Annotated in this window: 8 protein-coding genes; 2 read left to right on the top strand and 6 right to left on the bottom strand. The window is 66.3% G+C overall.

The window, feature by feature from the left end:
- The 3 genes from NHF53_RS11455 to NHF53_RS11445 all read right to left on the bottom strand — a co-directional run.
- The coding region (locus tag NHF53_RS11455; RefSeq protein ID WP_374591079.1) for an MG2 domain-containing protein at window positions 1-4,988 on the bottom strand (4,988 nt) is incomplete at its 3' end.
- A gap of 145 nt (window positions 4,989-5,133) precedes the next feature.
- Window positions 5,134-6,369, bottom strand: a complete 1,236-nt coding sequence (locus tag NHF53_RS11450; protein WP_254007840.1) for a TIGR03862 family flavoprotein — start codon at window positions 6,367-6,369, stop codon at window positions 5,134-5,136.
- A gap of 10 nt (window positions 6,370-6,379) precedes the next feature.
- Complete coding sequence (locus NHF53_RS11445; protein ID WP_252834276.1) at window positions 6,380-7,969, bottom strand: MBL fold metallo-hydrolase; 1,590 nt, start codon at window positions 7,967-7,969, stop codon at window positions 6,380-6,382.
- Window positions 7,970-8,253: 284 nt separating this feature from the next.
- Here NHF53_RS11445 and NHF53_RS11440 point away from each other — a divergent pair, with 284 nt between their 5' ends.
- Together NHF53_RS11440 and NHF53_RS11435 are read left to right on the top strand one after the other, a co-directional pair.
- On the top strand, window positions 8,254-9,306 hold the full coding sequence (locus tag NHF53_RS11440; RefSeq protein ID WP_252834275.1) for an endonuclease/exonuclease/phosphatase family protein: 1,053 nt from the start codon (window positions 8,254-8,256) through the stop codon (window positions 9,304-9,306).
- A gap of 91 nt (window positions 9,307-9,397) precedes the next feature.
- Window positions 9,398-9,691 carry a DUF6074 family protein gene (locus NHF53_RS11435; protein WP_114361819.1) on the top strand — a complete coding sequence of 98 codons (294 nt, stop codon included), beginning with the start codon at window positions 9,398-9,400 and terminating at the stop codon, window positions 9,689-9,691.
- Window positions 9,692-9,727: 36 nt separating this feature from the next.
- Here NHF53_RS11435 and NHF53_RS11430 read toward each other — a convergent pair whose 3' ends face one another.
- The 3 genes from NHF53_RS11430 to NHF53_RS11420 form a co-directional block, all read right to left on the bottom strand.
- The gene (locus tag NHF53_RS11430) at window positions 9,728-11,089 is read right to left on the bottom strand and encodes a virulence factor family protein (RefSeq protein WP_252834274.1); all 1,362 of its coding nucleotides are present in this window, start codon (window positions 11,087-11,089) and stop codon (window positions 9,728-9,730) included.
- Window positions 11,086-13,668: a bifunctional lysylphosphatidylglycerol flippase/synthetase MprF gene (gene mprF / locus NHF53_RS11425; protein WP_252834273.1), complete on the bottom strand. Its 2,583-nt coding sequence runs from the start codon at window positions 13,666-13,668 to the stop codon at window positions 11,086-11,088. Before mprF ends, NHF53_RS11430 begins: the two co-directional genes overlap by 4 nt.
- 279 nt (window positions 13,669-13,947) lie before the next feature.
- Window positions 13,948-16,539: an ATP-dependent helicase gene (locus NHF53_RS11420; RefSeq protein ID WP_252834272.1), complete on the bottom strand. Its 2,592-nt coding sequence runs from the start codon at window positions 16,537-16,539 to the stop codon at window positions 13,948-13,950.
- Between the last annotated feature and the right edge of the window lie 190 nt (window positions 16,540-16,729).

The raw sequence follows: 16,729 nt of genomic DNA, 5'->3' as shown, positions 1-16,729 counted from the left end.
GGTGCGGCGACCGTCGTCACCGCTGCGGTGATCGGCGCGCTGCTGCGGTTGGTGAGCACGACCGGTTGGGCGAGCAGCTGGTCGCCGGGAATGGTCGCCATGTAGCCGCCGGTATGGCTCGCGCCGTTGACGTCGACCTTCAGCGCATCGTCGCCCTTCTGCAACGCGCGGGCGGCGAGCAGCGTCCAGGTCTGCTCCTGGGTGCTGGTGTAGCGCTTCGTCGAAAGCTCGCGGGAGACGGTCTTGGTGAGCCCCGACAGGATCGGCGGCACCGGCCGGCTCTCGGCGGCGAGCGCGAGGATCGCCGCGCCGTCGCGCAGCGTGCTGCCGTAATAGTCGGCATAGTTGAAGCTGACCTTGGTCAGAACGGCCTTTTCCGTCATGCCGGCGGCCTCGGTGAAGATCGCCTTGGAGCGCTGGCCGTCGCCGTAAAGCGCAAGCGCCGCGGCGAGATGGGCCTTGGAGAGCGGCGTCGGGAACTCGCCGAGGCGGGTATCGGCATAGTAGCGCAGGTCGCTGATCGCCGCCCGCTTGTTGCGCGCGAGCACGTAGAGGGCATAGGCCAGCTCGTCGCCGCGGTCCTTGACGTCGATGTCGTAGCCGGTCTGGTTCTGCAGGTTGTCGAGCGCCTGGATCATCGCCTGGTCCGGCACCTCGAAATTCTGCTCGCGGGCGCGGGTCAGGAACTCGGTGACGTAGGAGTCGAGCCAGAGGTCGCCGTAGCCCGGCGACCAGAGGCCGAAGCTGCCGCTCGACGACTGGTAGGAAAGGACGCGGTAGATCGCATCCTGCACGCGCTTGGTGATTTCCTCCTGCTGCGGCAGGCCGGAGACGGCCGACAGCTCGTTGAAATAGAGGAGCGGCAGGGCGCGGCTGGTGGTCTGCTCGGCGCAGCCGTAGGGGTAGCGGTCGAGGCTCATCAGCAGGGCAGGGATGTCGAAGCCTTCGGCGCGCATGACGTTCAGGCTGACCGAGGCATCCTGCAGGATGCTGTCGGCAAGCAGTTCGCCGTCGACGATCAGGCTCTTGCCGGCGGCAATCGTCAGCGAGCGACGCTCGGCAACCGGCAGCGTGGCCGGACGGACCGGGATTTCCAGCGACTGGTCGATTGAAAGCCCGGCGCCGGTGAGCGCGATGTCGATGCGTCCGGTCCCCGCTTCGGTACCGGTGAGGGGCAGGTTGATCGCGGTCTTTCCGCCCTGGGTCAGGTTCACCGTCTGGCTGGCGGCCGAGGTGTCGACCGCAAGCGCGGTGTTCGTCGTGACCTGGAGCTGGTAGTCCCCCGACGGCGCGTCGGTCGCGGCGATTTCGAGCCTCAGGCGGCTCTCGTCGCCGGGGCTCAGGAACCGCGGCATGCTGGCGGTGACGACGACCGGATCGCGGATGACGACATCGGTGCTGGCATGCCCGACGCCGGTCTTGCTCCAGGCGACCGCCATGACGCGGGCGGTGCCGTTGAACTGCGGAATGTCGAAGCTCACCTCCGCCTTGCCTTCGCTGTCGAGCTTCAGCGGACCGGAGAAGAAGGCGACCAGTTTTTCGGTCGGCGGCTTGCCCTGCAGCGGCATCTGCGCGCCGTCGCCGCCGGTGCGAAGCCGGCCCATGGCGCCGAGCGAGCCGTCGATCAGCCGCCCGTAGAGGTCGCGGATCTCGAGGCCGAGGCGGCGCTGGCCGAAATACCAGCCCTCCGGGTCGGGTGCTTCGTAGCGCGTCAGGTTCAGGATGCCGACGTCGACGGCAGCGACCGTGACATAGGCCTCCTCGCCGATGCCGGCGCCCTTCACCTGAACGGGAATGGTGAGCGGCTGGCGCGGCAGGGTCTTTTCCGGTGGCGCGAGGCTGATCTCAAGCTTGTCGGCGCCGGGATCGACGGCAAGCCAGCTGACGCCGATCGCCCGCATCGGCATACGGCTTTCCTGGGCCTCGCCGGGGCGGAAGAGGGTCGCGGTCACATAGGCGCCGGCACCCCACTTGTCAGTGACCGGCAGGTCGACCTCGCCGCCTTCGGCGGGGATCGTCGCCGTCTGCGTGGTGATCAGGTTGTCGGTGCCGACGGTCACCAGCAGTTCGCCGGCGAAGCGCGGCGACACCTTGAGCTTGGCGGTCTCGCCGATCTCGTAGTTTTCCTTGTCGAGCCCGATTTCGAGGGCGTCGGGCGTTTCCGTCGAGCTTGCCTCGACGTACCAGCCGGCCTCGAACTCGACGCTGCTCGCGGGTCCGTCGGCGACGGCGGACTCGACTTCGAGGCGATAGCGCCCCCAGGCGACGGGCACCGAGAGCGCGGCGCCGTCGGCGGTGACGTCGACGGTACCGTCGGCGATCTGCTTGGTCGTGATGATCGGTTCATAGGTCCAGGAACTGCCGTCCCGGTACCATTGGTAATTACGCTCGAGATTGACGAGGCGCCACCTGGCACCCTGGAGCGGCTGCTTCTTGCCCTCCGCGTCGATCGCGATCACGTGGAAGCGGGCCTGCGTGTTCTCGGCGAGGTCGCCGGAGAATTCCGGCTTGATGCCGATCATCGGCCCTTCGGGGCGGACGGGCAGGGTCAGCGTCCGCTCGACGGCGCGGCCGCCACCTTCCTGCATCCGCACGACGACGTCGGCGTTCAGCATCTGCGTCGTCGAGGGCACCTCGTCCAGCGACACTTCGAAGCTCGCCTTGCCTTCCTCGTCGAGGACCGGCAGGTCTTCGAGCGTCAGGCGGGTCTCTTCATCCGTCTCCTCGTCCACGAGGCCGAACTGGTAGTTCTCGAACGCTGCGCTGGTGCGGCTGCGCTTCAGGTTGACCTCGCCTTCGAGTACCAGACCCGCTGCCGGCGCGCCGTAGAGATAGCGGCCGTCGACGTCGACGGTCACCGGCGTGCCGATCGCGATGTCCTTCGCCTCGCTCGTCAGGTCGAACTCGGTGCGGTCGGGCACGAAATCGTCGACGAGGAACTGCTTCTGGCCGATCGCCGCCTTCTTGGGGTCGGTGTAGATCTGCATCGTCCAGGTGCCGCGCATGGCGCTTGCGAGCAGCGGCAGGTCGACCGCATAGCCGCCGAGCTTCGAGTCCGTCTCGACCATGCGGCGGTATTCGACGCCGTCGGGCCGCGTGAAGACGAAGGTGAGCGGCAGGTCGGTGATGGCGCTTGCGCCGGTGTCGCGGGCAAGTGCAGCGGCGTGGACTGTCTCGCCGGGACGGTAGATGCCGCGCTCGGTCCACGGCAGGATGTCGATCGCTCCCGGTGCCGGGCGGCCGGTCACGCCGCGGTCGGAGAGGTCGAAGCCGGCCCGCTTCATGTCGAGGAAGACGTAGTCGTCCTCGCCCTTCTTCGCGGTGATCGCGGCGGGGGCGAGTGCCGCTCCGCCACGGATCAGCCCGGCATCGAAACGGGCGTGGCCGTCGGCATCGGTCACAGCCGTGCCGAGGACCTCGTTGTTGGTCGCCAGCAGTTGCAATTCGACGCCGGAAAGCGGCTTCGCGCTTGCGAGAGAGCGGGCGAAGACGTTCAGCCCGTCCGTGCCGGCGAAGGTCTGCAGCCCGATGTCGGAGACGAGGAACCACTGCGTGGCGCGCTGGTTCCAGTCCTCGACGCGGCTGCCGGCGGCGGCTGCCGTCAGGACGTAGATGCCCGGCTGGCGCTTCGGCAGGGCCTCGTCGACGGGGAAGCTCGTCACGACGTCCTTGTTGAGCTCGCTCCCGATCTCGATCTTGCCCTGCCAGACGAGTTCGCCGGATTCGTCCTCGATGCGGCTCGCATCATAGCCGTCGAGCTGGGTCAGGAATTTCGACTGTGCAAGCAGCGGCGCGATGTTGCGCTCGCCGATGCGGTAGAGTTTCAGGTCGGCGCCGTCGGTGTTGACCGAGACGATCGGGATGCCGCGCCGGGCGGTGGACGGCAGGACGAAGCTGTCGCCGGTGAAGCGGACGGTCGGCGAACGGTCGCGGACGTAGATCGAGAGGTCGACCTGGGAGAGCAGCGGTTCGTCGACGGAAGAGGGCAGGCCAGCACGCAGCGCAAGCGTATAGCGCGCGCCGTGCTGCAGGCCCTCGACACAGATCTGGTTGTCCTTGGCCTCCACCGCCTTGGCCGGAGCGCCGTCGAGGAGGACGAAGGGTGCATAGTCGACGCCGCGCTTGACGAGCGGATCGGAAAACTGGACGCAGGCCCGCGGGGTCGCGCTGTCGGTGTCGATCGTATGCTCGACGACGCGGAAGCCCTTGGTCTCGCGCAGTTCGTTGTAGGCGGTCTGGACGGTCTTCGCCGTCACCAGTGCAAGGCTCGCCTTGTAGGAGCTGAGCGCGGCGCGGTAGTTCTCGCTGTTTTCGAAGGCCTTGGCGAGCACGGCGAGCACGTCGGCGCGCGCCTGCGCGGTGCGGGTGAGCTGATAGCCATTCAGCGCCATTGCTGCGGCTTCGGCGGCGATGTCGGTCCGGCCAGTGACGGTATTGAGTGAGCGGGCAGTTTCCGTCCACAGTGCGGCGTCGTCCGGTGTGACGGACAGTGCGGCCTTGAAGACGGCGAGCGCCGAATCGTAGTTGCCGGCGGAGAGTTCGTTGTTGGCGAGCATCAGGAGGCCGGCCTGCCCGAGCTGCTCCTGCTCCTCGGTGATCGAGAGGTTGGCGCGCATCGCCTGCGCATCCTGGCGCAGCTGGTCGGAGACGAAGGGCAGACGGGACGGTGCGCCGATGTCCGGTTCGGCGGCAGTGACGACGATCTTGCCGGCGATGGCGCCGGGGAAAGTGTCGAGGCGGCTGAAGTCGGATTTCAGGAAGCACCACTTCACCTTCGGGTTGTAGGTGAAGGCGCGGCAGGACTGGTCGGCGATGCAGCTCTCGCGACACTGGTCGAGGGAGACGTTCTGTTCGGTCCTGAGATCGAACCCGAAATAGTCGCCGTCCCTGGTGATAACGACCGAGCGCGTCGGCTCGGCGGCGCCGGCGGCGAGCGCCGAACTCAAGAGGCTGAAGGCAAAAACGAAGAAACCGATAGACCTGCGCATCGACATGCCTCCTCCATGCTGTCTGTCCAGACGGCTAAAGTGTTCTGACTAAAGCGGTCGGTTGTCAATCGCGCGCATGCGCAAGTCATGCGTCAGCCTTCGTCGAAAACTGGGTGAACGTTGACGTGGAAGGCGTGTCTGACGCTCAACCGTGACTTGCCTGGTCGTGCAACCAGGATTTCATGCCTTCGGCGGCGGCCTTTCCCGTGGCAAGGCAGGCGGTCAGGAGATAGCCCCCGGTCGGGGCCTCCCAGTCGATCATCTCGCCGGCGACGAAGATGCCCGGCAGCGCCTTCAGCATGTAATGCTCGTCGATGGCGTCCCAGCGAATGCCGCCGGCGGAGGATATGGCTTCGGCGATCGGGCGCGGGCGAAGCAGCGGGATCGGCAGCCGCTTGATCACCGTGGCGAGCGTTTCCGCCGTCGCCCTGCCGGCCTCCGGGACACATTCCCGGACGAGCGCGGCCTTGACGCCCGCGAGCCCGGCGCCCTTGCGCAGCCGCGTCGAGAGACTTGCCTTCGGGTCCTGTTTCGCAAGGTCGCGGGCGAGCCGTTCGAGGGGGCGCCCCGGTGCGAGGTCGAGAAGGAGGGAGGCCTGGCCCTCCCGCTCCAGCGTATCGCGGAGGCTTGCGGCATGGGCGTAGACGAGGCTGCCCTCGATGCCGTGGCGGCTGATCACGAATTCGCCCGGCAGCGTGCCGGCGGCCGAGGAGGCGGTGACCGCCTTGACCGGTTCGCCGGCGAACCGCTCTCGGAAGCTCTCGCTCCAGGCGACATCGAAGCCGCAATTGGCCGGCCGGAAGGGAGCGATGTCGACGCCCCTTTCGCGAAGCGCCCCGATCCAGGCGGCGTCGGATCCCAGTCTCGGCCAGCTCGCGCCGCCGAGAGCAAGGAGCGTGACCTTGCTCGCGACGCGCTTCTCCCCGTCCGGCGTCTCGAAGAGGAGGTCACTGCTCGCAAAGCCTGTCCAGCGGTGGCGGGTGCGGATCGTCACGCCTTGCGCCTCGAGCCGCCGCAGCCAGGCGCGCAGCAGCGGCGAGGCCTTCATCACCTTGGGGAAGACGCGGCCCGACGAACCGACGAAGGTCTCCGTCCCGAGCCCTGCGGCCCACTCGCGGACTTTATGCGGGGTGAAGGCGTCGAGGGCGGCACGGAGCCGTGGCGAAGCGCTGCCGAAGCGTTCGGCAAAGCGCTCGAACGGCTCGGAATGGGTGATGTTGAGGCCCGACTTGCCGGCGAGCAGGAACTTGCGCGCGACGGTCGGCATGGCGTCGTAGACGGTAACCGTGTAGCCGTCGCGCGACAGAAGCTCCGCGGCGGCGAGGCCGGCCGGCCCGCCGCCGACGATCGCGACATCTGTCTGCTCCACCGAAACCACCATCCGCTATCCGTTACTCGGTCAGCGCGCGACGCAGCTTGCGCAGGATGACGCCGCGGGCCTTGTCGTCGGCGGCCTTCGCCAGCTCCTGTTGCAGGTCGAGGACGAGGGACTGGAAGTCGTTGTGCCAGTCGCGGTGACCGACCCGCGCGGGGTCGATGCGTGGTTCCGGCAGCTTCTCCGAGATATCGACGGCATGCTCCGGCCTGAGTTCGAAGGCGCTGTCGAGGTGCGGCACGTTGATCATCTCCTCGGCAAGGAAGGCGGAGGCGCGCTTGCGCAGGCCGGCGATGCCGTCCTCTTCGCCGTGGACGAGGAAGAGGCCGGCACGGATCGGCTGGCGCGTCCGCAGCCATGCGGCGAGTTCCGGCCCGTCGGCGTGGCCGCTGTAGATGTCGAGGCGGCGAATACGGGCCCGCACATTGATCTCGTCGCCCTGGATGCGCACGACGGAGGCGCCTTCCTCTAGAATCCTGCCGAGTGTGCCGGTCGCCTGGAACCCGACGAGCAGAACCGTTGCCTCGTCGCGCCAGAGCCAGTTCTTCAGCCGGTGACGAATGCGGCCCGCCTCGCACATGCCGCTTGCAGCGATGACGATGTGGAAGCCGCGCATGTGGTCGAGCGCTTTCGACTGTTCGACCGATTCCGTGAACCGAACGTTGCGGGCATGCAGCGCGTCGGCGAGCAGATGACCGTCCTCCAGCTCGCGGGCGTGGCGAAGAAATATCTCGCTCGCGCGTGTGGCGAGCGGTGAATCGATGATGACGGGGCAGGTCGGGATCTTCTCCGACCGCATCAGGAAGATGAGGTCTGCGAGCAGTTCCTGCGTGCGTTCGACCGCGAAGGAGGGGATGAGGAGCGCCCCGTCCAGGTTATAGGCGTCGGCGACCTCGGCCCGCAGGGCCTCCCGGCGCGTGGCGTCGTTCGCCTCCTCGCGGTCGGTATCGCCATAGGTGCTTTCGCAGATCACGTAGTCCCAGCCGGACGGTGCCTCGGGAGCGTATTGCAGCAGCTTGTGGCTGGGGCCGATGTCACCGGAAAAGAGGATGCGGAGCGTCTTCTCCGGCGTCTCGACCTCCATCTCGACCGAGGCCGAACCGAGGAGGTGGCCGGCGTTCCAGAAGCGGAAGCGAACGCCATCCGTCGCGCGCTGCCAGGCTTCGAGTTCCACCGGGCGCAGCAGCGTGACGGCGATTGCCGCATCGCGGGCCTCGTAGATTGGCGTCACCGGGTCGCGGCCGCGGCGGAGGTTGCGCCGGTTGAGGAACTCGACTTCGCTTTCCTGGATATGGGCGGAATCCGGCAGCATGACCGAGCAGAGATCGATCGTCCCGCGGGTCGCGTATATCGGCCCCTGATACCCCGCCTTGGCGAGCTTCGGCAGCAGGCCGGAATGGTCGATATGGGCGTGCGTGAGGATCACCGCGTCGATCGCCGAATGGTCGAACGGGAAATCGCGGTAGTTGAGTTCCTTCTCGGTCTTCGAGCCCTGGAAGAGGCCGCAGTCGACGAGGATCTGTCGCTTGCCGATGTCTAGCCGGAAGCACGATCCGGTGACGGTGCCGGCAGCGCCATGAAAACGCAGGACGGGATGGTCGTTCATGGGCGGCTCCTCCAAATTGCGGTTCAACGGCACCAGGATAGCCGGGATCGGCTACCGGTCATTTGACAGGCATCAATCCCTGATAAGCCGCAAGAGGTGTTCGCGTCCACAGGCCGATGGTGGAAAACATCCCGGATCAACGCCGCCCTGCCGAGGCAATGACGATGAACCTTGGTCTTCTTCGCAGACGGACACCCCTGGTTCCGGCTGGAAAATTCGCGCCATACGTGTATGATGCCTGCCGAGCCGCGCCGACAGGTGACGGCTGTGCCGGAGGGGGTGTGATGCCGAACTATGCCGACCTCAAGCGGATCACGGACGTCGACAAGCGCAAGCGGATCGTCCGCGGCCTCAAGGCCCTGCGGGCGGGGATCAATGCGGAAGGCGGCGCGATCCCGCCGAAAACGGCGTCCGACACGCTGCTGCTCGCCTCCTGGAACCTCCGCGAATTCGACTCCGGCAAGTACCGCTACCGCGATGTCGAGCCCTATCACTACATCGCCGAGATCATAAACCGCTTCGACATCGTCGCGATCCAGGAGGTCCGGAAAAGCCTGTTCCCGCTGCAGCAGCTGAAGCGCATGCTGGGGAGCTGGTGGGATTTTCTCGTCACCGACGTGACGCTCGGCCGGTCCGGTAATTCCGAGCGCATGGCCTTCTTCTACGATCGCCGCAAGGTCGATTTCACCGGGCTTGCCGCCGAGCTGGTGCTCGAGGAGGCGATCCCCGCCGCAGACCGGCAGGTTCAGTTCGCCCGCTCGCCCTACGTCGCCGGCTTCCGGGCGGGCTGGGCCTATTTCACGCTGGTGACGGTCCATATCTACTACGGCGAGGGAACGCCCGTCGACGCGCGGCGTCTTGCCGAGATCACCGCGCTCGGCAAGACGATCGCGAGCTATGCCGGCGATTTTTCCGGCGCCAACGTCTACGGTCCGGAGGACAAGCCGAAGCGCGACAACCTGCTGCTGCTCGGCGACTTCAACATCTTCAACCGCGAAGATGTGACGATGGAGGCGCTGACCTCGGCCGGTTTCCGCGTTCCCGAGGCGCTGCAGAGCATTCCCGGCTCGAACGTCACCAAGGACAAGCATTACGACCAGATCGCCTACTACAAGGAGCTCCGCAGCATGCGGCCGACGGGCAGGGCCGGCGTCTTCGATTTCTACGACTGCGTCTATTGCGAGGACCAGGAGGCCGATTATGCCGCCGAACGGCAGGAGAAGCCGGGTCGCAGTTTTCGCGACTGGCGCACTTACCAGATGAGCGACCACCTGCCGATGTGGGTCGAGTTCCAGGTGGACGACAGTGACGCCTATCTCGACGAGCTCGGGGCGTGAAATGACCGAAAACGATCCATTTTCAAGGTGAGGAAACCGAACGTTAACCATGACCGTCCTAGACCGGAAGCATCACGTCAGGATGGTATGGATGACCGTAATCAAGACCGAGTATCCGGCCGCAACGCCGAAGGTCGCATTTTTCCCCCTCAAGGGGCGTCGTGCCCTCATTCGCCGGTGCGCCCGCGAACTCGACGAGAGGAACGGTGAGGCTGCGCTCACCTATTGGCGCACGACCTGCCGCGGGCTCGGGGCCGAGCTTCTGGAGCGTGGTTGCCCGGAGCCGGAGATGCGCCGGCAGATCCTCGACTTCCAGGACATGGTCCAGCAGGAACTCCAGTGGCTGCATTGCGGCGACCGCCGCCAGGGCCGCGCCGACAGCTGAGCGAAAGCGCTATTTCGAAACGCCGGTCGTGCCGTTCTACTCGCCGAGCCGTGTCTTGAGCGATGCGAGGATACGTCCGGCGAGGGCTTCGTAGTCCTCGTCGAAGTGGTGTCCGCCGGTTATGCCGATGCTCTCGATGCCGCGGTCCTTGAGCGTCGGGCAGGGATCGTCGTCTTCCTCCGTGCCGTAGATGCACTGGACGCGCTTCGGATCGATCTTCGCGATGTCGTCGACGGGATCGCCGGCACCTTGTCCCGCGACACCGAGCCAGCCCTCGACCGAGATTTCATAGTCGACCTGATGCGACAGCGCCATCAGGGTTACCTGGGCGATCCGTGCCTTGTCGTCCGGTGGCAGCAGGTTGTAGGTCGCCGGCAGGACGTCGGCCCCGAAGGAATAGCCGGCCAGCAGCACATGGCGGACCTTCCATTTGCGGCGATAGGTGTCGATGATCCGCGCGAGATCCTCGGCGGTCTCCTTGGGAGTGCGCTGCGACCAGAAATAGTGCAGCGAGTCGACGCCGACGACAGGGATACCCTTTTCCTGCAATACTGCACCGACCTGCCTGTCGAGGTCCCGCCAGCCGCCGTCGCCCGAATAGATGATCGCCATCGTGTCCATGGCGGGTGTCGTATCGAGGAGCGTGAGCGGAAGCCCGAGCGGGTCGTCGGCATTGCCGCCGGCATCGACCCGGTCGCCGAGCGCCTGGGCAAGGGCGTCGCCGGCGGTATCCTCGACATCGCGAACCTCGATGTCACCATGATCCTTCACCAGCGAGGCGACGTGGTCGCGACCGGCCTTGTCGGCTGCGGGCGAGAAGAGAACCGTCACCGGAGCCGGCAGCGGGCCGTCGGTCAGACCGTAGACCATGCGGTCGCCGACCCGCTCTTTGGTGGCGGGCGTGCAAAGCTCCTTGTCCAGCGGAATGCTGGCCACCGGATCGACGGCGATCGCCTCGCCGATGGTGGCTGCCGGGCTCTGGGCGATCATCGCGAGCGCCAGTGCCGCACCTTCGCCGATGCCGGCGACGATCGGCGGATTGAAGACGCTCGTTTCCGCCGCCCGCTGGACCTGGTGGGCGAGGGATTCCACATCCGAAATCATGTAGACGCAGTCGCCGTCGTCGGCGCGCAGTGCCTTGAGGTAGGTGGGCAAGTCGATGCCGACGACGATCGCGCCCTTGTCGACGAGCGCCTGCGCCTGCTGCTCCTCGTTGTCGCCCCAGCCGCCGGCGTCCGAGATCAGGAAGATGTCGGCGCGTACGTCCCCCTTCGGCAGCAGGATATGGTCGGCCGGGATCATGCCGGGCTGATAGGTCGGCGACTGGGCGGCGGCGATGCTGGAGGAGACGAGAAGGCTTGCAGCCAGGCTAAAGCCGGAGAGTCCGATAGATTTCATTTCGCTACCACGCCTTTCATGCCGCCGCTGATCAGGAAGGTGATGTCCATGAGCGCCAGCGCCGCGCCGGTGCCGTTGGTGACGGCGAGGTAGCGCGGCTCCCATTGCGGGTGGAACTTGGACTTGAAGGCCCTGAGCCCCTTGAAGTTGTAGAAGCGCTCGCCGTGTTCGAAGACGAGGCCGCCGATGCGGTCCCAGACCGGCGCGGTCTCGCGGCGCGACATGCCGGAGAGCGGCGCCATGCCGAGATTGAAGCGGGAAAAGCCCGCCTCGCGCATGTGTTTCATCAGGCTGATGAAGAGAAAATCCATGGCGCCACGCGGCGCGTCGGGCGCAAACCGCATCAGGTCGACCGTCGCTTCCGCCTTCGTATCCGTCGTCATCACGGTGGCGAAGGCGACGATCCGGTCGTCCTTGGTGAGGATCGCCACCGGCTGCGAAAGCACGTATTCAGGATCGAAGGCGCCGAGCGAGAACGACTTCTCGCGCGTGTTGTGATGGGCGAGCCAGGCGTCCGATATCGCTTTCAGTTCGTCGAGGATCGGCGGCACGTCCGGCGGCTCGACGATCGAGAAGACGAGGCCGTCGCGCTGGCCGCGGTTATAGGACTGGCGCAGGCCCGCAAGGCGGCTGCCGGCGAGGTCGAATTGTCCGAGATCAACGGTCGCGAGCTCACCGAGCTTGAAGGCGCGCAGGCCGGCATCGATGCAGGAGGGCAGCAGCGCCGGCGTGATCTGGTAGAAGACGGCGCGGCCGCCCGAGGCGCGGGCCAAGTCGACGAACTGCCAGACGAGGTCCGAAAAATCCTCTTCCGCCCCCACGGGGTCGGCGAGCGCGATCCAGGAGCGTCCCTGGATGCCGTACATGATGAAGGCCTTGCCGCTCCCGGAGAAGAGGAGCCTCTTGTCGCCCATGCGCACGAGGTTGGCGTCGGCGACATCCTGGTCTTCGACGATCGCCACCGCACGCGCGAGATCGTCTTCAATCGCCTCGTCAGGTCGGTGGGCAAGCGGGCGCAGCAGGCTGAACATCGCCACCGCCGCCGAGCTGATCGCAAGGCCAAGCAGCGCCCGCAGGCCGCGCGGGGCTTCCTCGGAGAACTCGAACTGCCACCAGAGTTCGTGGCTGTATTGGGTGTCGCGGTAGACGAAGAGCAGGATGCCGGCGGCGCCGACGACGGTGACCGCCATCGCCGTCAGCCAGGCGGGACCCAGCGCCTGTCCGAAGAGCGAGGCGTGGCGGGTGAAGCTGCCGGCACTGACGAGCATCGCGGCGATGAAGAGGCCGAGCGCGATGGCTTCGAAAACGGCGAGCGCCTTCATCAGCGAGAAGAGGAAGGCGATCGCCGCTGCTGCGAGCCCGACCCACCAGGCGCCGTCGAGGCGTTGGGCGATGCCGCGGGAGGCGATGACGAGGACGAGGCCGAGGATGCTCGACAGGAAGTGTGCCGCCTCGACGATCGGCAGGGGCAGGAGCCCGGCCAGAAGGTCTAGGTCGCCGTCGGGCGTCGGCGTGACGCTCGAGAAGATCAGCATGGCGCCGAGCATCAGCGCATAGGTGGAGAGGAGCGCGGGCACGAGCCGCGCGGCGATCTGGGCGATCTCGGCGGCGAGCGGCTGTTTCGCGAAGCTCCGCAGTTCGCCGACGACGGCAAGCGCGAGCGCAAACAGCAACGGCAGGACGTAGTAGACCAGACGGTAGAGGACGAGGCTGCCGAGGAGCTGGTCGGCGCTGATCGCGTTGCCGAGGCCGGCGATCATCACCGTCTCGAAGACGCCGAGGCCGGCGGGAACGTGGCTCAGAACCCCGAGCGCGACGGCTGTCGCGTAGATCGCGAAGAAGGCCGGCCAGCCGATATGTGTCTCCGGCAGCAGGACGTAAAGGGCCGAAGCCGAACCCGCGAGATCGAAGGCGGTGACGAGAAATTGCCGGGACGAGGTGCGCGTGTCAGGCAGGCGGAGCGTCACGCCGGCGATAGTGATCTCGCGTCCGTTTCTGCTGAGGAAGACGAGAACGGCCAGCACCACGACGACGGCCACGGCACCGAAGCGAAGCGCCGGACCATTCAGGCCGACGATATCGGCGACCCGCGGCGCGACGACCAGCAGCGCGAGCGCGCTCACAGCGGCGAGCCCGAAGCCGAAGGAGAGCGTTACAAACGCGATGACGCGGGCGATTTCGCCTGGCTGGAGCCCCATCCGCGAATAGGCGCGATAGCGGATCGCGCCGCCGCTCAAGGGGCCGAAGCCTGCGGTATTGCCGACGGCGTAGGCGATAAAGGCAGTTGTCACGACCGACGGCAGCGGCAGTTTGCGTCCGATGTAGTCGATGGCGTTGGCGTCGTACAAGGCGAGCGCGCCGTAGCTGAGCGCGGTGAAGAACGCTGCCCAGAGAAGCGACCACCAGGAGGTATCCCCGAGGGCGGCGAGGACGTCGTCATAGCGCACCTCCGCGGTCAGGCGGTGGATCGCGAAGATCATCATCGTGAACACGGCGACGACGGCGACGGCCGTCAGATAGCCGCGATAGCGGGAAAGGAGCCGGCTAGCACCGGATTGCGTTTCACTGTCGGGCAGCATGCCTTTATCCATTGCGGAAGGTCTGGCGGGTTTCGCATGATTCGATGACAGGCCCGTGCCAATGATCGGACGCGGACCGGGCAGGGGACTTTCGCGTGCAGCCGGGTTGGCGGAGGTCGGCCGGCATCATCTCTCGTCGATCCTTGTCCAGGCTGACGCAGCCCCGGGGGCGGGGACGCGCTTGGTTCAGGTCTTTTTCAGACAACGGGAATGCGAAGGAATAGTGGCAAGCGGCCGGACGGTCACGGGATTGTATCCGGCGGCAGGTCGCGAGGGGACTTACACCCGCTCGACGAAGCCGTCCAGCACGCGCTTCTGGCCGGCGCGGTCGAAATCGATCGTAAGCTTGTTGCCCTCGATCGCAGAGACGTTGCCGTTGCCGAACTTGACGTGGAAGACGCGGTCGCCGAGCTTGAATTTCGATGGCTCCGAACTGGTGGATTTCGCCACCAGTTCGCCCTCGATCGTCCTGCCGCGCGGGCCGCTCTCGCCGTAGCCGATGCGTTCCACCGCATGGCCGGAGCGGGTACCCCAGTTGTCGCGGGTGGCGTCTGACTTGTTCTGCTGGGCGCGTTTCCATCCGGGCGTCGAATAGGAGTTGGCGAAGGGATCTGCGCGATCGAAGCGGGACTGGCCGTAGCCGCCGCGTCCGTAGCCGCCGTAGGACGTTTCGGCTTCGGCGACCTCGACATGGCTCTGCGGCAGTTCATCGAGGAAGCGCGAGGGCATGGTTGACTGCCAGAGGCCGTGAATGCGGCGGTTGGAGACGAACCAGATGTGGCAACGGCGCTTGGCGCGGGTGATGCCGACATAGGCGAGGCGGCGTTCTTCCTCGAGGCCCGAGCGTCCGCCTTCGTCGAGGGCGCGCTGGTGGGGGAAGAGGCCTTCCTCCCAGCCGGGCAGGAAGACGGTGTCGAATTCGAGCCCCTTGGCGGAATGGAGCGTCATGATCGAGACGGCGTCCATGTCCTCGTTCTGCTCGGTATCCATGACCAGCGAGACGTGTTCGAGGAAGCCGCGCATCGATTCGAAGGCTTCCATCGAGCGGACGAGTTCCTTGAGGTTTTCGAGCCGGCCCGGCGCTTCCGCCGACTTGTCGTTCTTCCACATGTCGGTATAGCCGGACTCGTCGAGAATCTGCTCGGCCAACTCGGTATGCGGAGTCGTTTCAAGGCGTTCCGACCAGCGGCGGAAGTATTGAATCACGTCGGAGAGCGCCTTGCGCGCCTTCGGTTTCAGCTCGTCGGTCTCGACCATCTCGGCGGCTGCGGCGAGCATCGGAATGTCGCGCGCGCGGGCATAGTCGTGCAGCGCCCGGACCGTGGTGTCGCCCAGGCCCCGCTTCGGGGTGTTGACGATGCGCTCGAAGGCGAGATCGTCGGCCGGCTGGCAGACGAGGCGGAAATAGGCCATGGCGTCGCGGATTTCGAGGCGCTCGTAGAAGCGCGGTCCGCCGACGACGCGGTAGTTGAGGCCGAGGGTCACGAAACGGTCCTCGAACTCGCGCATCTGGAAGGAGGCGCGCACGAGGATCGCCATGCCGTTGAGGGCGTGCTTCTTGCCGTCGGCGTCACCACGCTGCAGCCGTTCGATTTCCTCGCCGACGGCGCGGGCCTCCTCCTCGGAATCCCATGCGGCGTGGACGATCACCTTCTCGTCCTCGGGCTCGGTGCGGTCAGTGAACAGCGTCTTGCCGAGGCGACCCTCGTTATGGGCGATCAGGTGGCCGGCGGCGCCGAGAATGTGCTCGGTGGAACGGTAGTTGCGTTCGAGCTTGATGACCTTGGCGCCGGGAAAATCCTTCTCGAAGCGCAGGATGTTGTCCACCTCCGCCCCGCGCCAGCCGTAGATCGACTGATCGTCGTCACCGACGCAGCAGATATTGACGGAGGAATTGATCTCCCCCCTTGAGGGGGAGATGTCGGCGGAGCCGACAGAGGGGGGTGTTCTGGCGCCGGCATTGGAGGGGGTACCCCCCTCTGCCCTGCCGGGCATCTCCCCCTCAAGGGGGGAGATCGGCCTGCGGGCCGACCTCTGTGCAAGCAATCTCAGCCACATGTACTGGGCGGTGTTGGTGTCCTGGTACTCGTCGACGAGGATGTACTTGAAGCGCTGATGGTAGTCGCGCAGAACGTCCGGATTGGCCCTGAACATGCGGATCGGATGCAGCAGGAGATCGCCGAAATCGCAGGCATTCAGAGTCTTCAGCCGGTTCTGGTAGGCCGCGTAGAGCTCCCGTCCCTTGCCGTTTGCGAAGGCGCGGGCGTCGCCCTCCGGGATCTGGGCCGGATCGAGACCCTTGTTCTTCCAGGTGTCGATCATCGCCGCGAACTGGCGGGCCGGCCACCGCTTGTCGTCGAGCCCTTCGGCCTGGATCAGCTGCTTGATCAGGCGGATGACGTCGTCCGTGTCGAGGATGGTGAAATCGGACTTGAGCCCCACCAGCTCGGCATGGCGGCGAAGGATCTTCACGCCGATCGAGTGGAAGGTGCCGAGCCAGGGCATGCCCTCGACGGCGCCGCCGACCAGCATGCCGATGCGCTCCTTCATCTCGCGGGCGGCCTTGTTGGTGAAGGTCACGGCGAGGATTTGCGAGGGAAAGGCCCGTCCTGTCGCAAGGATGTGGGCGATGCGCGTGGTCAGCACGCGGGTCTTGCCGGTGCCGGCGCCGGCGAGGACGAGCACCGGACCTTCGGTCGTTTCCACGGCTTCGCGCTGTTCGGGATTGAGGCCGGACAGATAGTCCGGGGTGCGGGCCTGATCGCGGGCGGCCATGGCACGGGCGGCAATTCCGCCTGTCGCCGGTCCTGCCGGCTTGCGCGGCGGCGGCTCTTCGTCGAAGAAGGGAATGTCGTCGTAACCGTTACTCATGGCGCCCAATGTAGTGATTCGGACCGGAAAGGCGAGTCAAGACGTTCTGGTTTCATTCCTGCTCGGGCCGGTTCCCGGCTCTTCTACAGGAAATATCGGGTGACCGCGGCCGGTCCGCATCCGTCTCGGGTGGCCGATGACAATTTGGTAATGTTGGCCGGCAGGCCTTGCCGAGAGTCGACCCCGCGGA

Origin of the sequence: Ciceribacter sp. RN22 (genome assembly GCF_024054295.1) — a bacterium.
GTDB lineage: Bacteria > Pseudomonadota > Alphaproteobacteria > Rhizobiales > Rhizobiaceae > Allorhizobium > Allorhizobium lividum.
The sequence above is the reverse complement of the archived record's forward strand: the minus strand, read 5'-3'. Positions and strand labels throughout refer to the sequence as shown.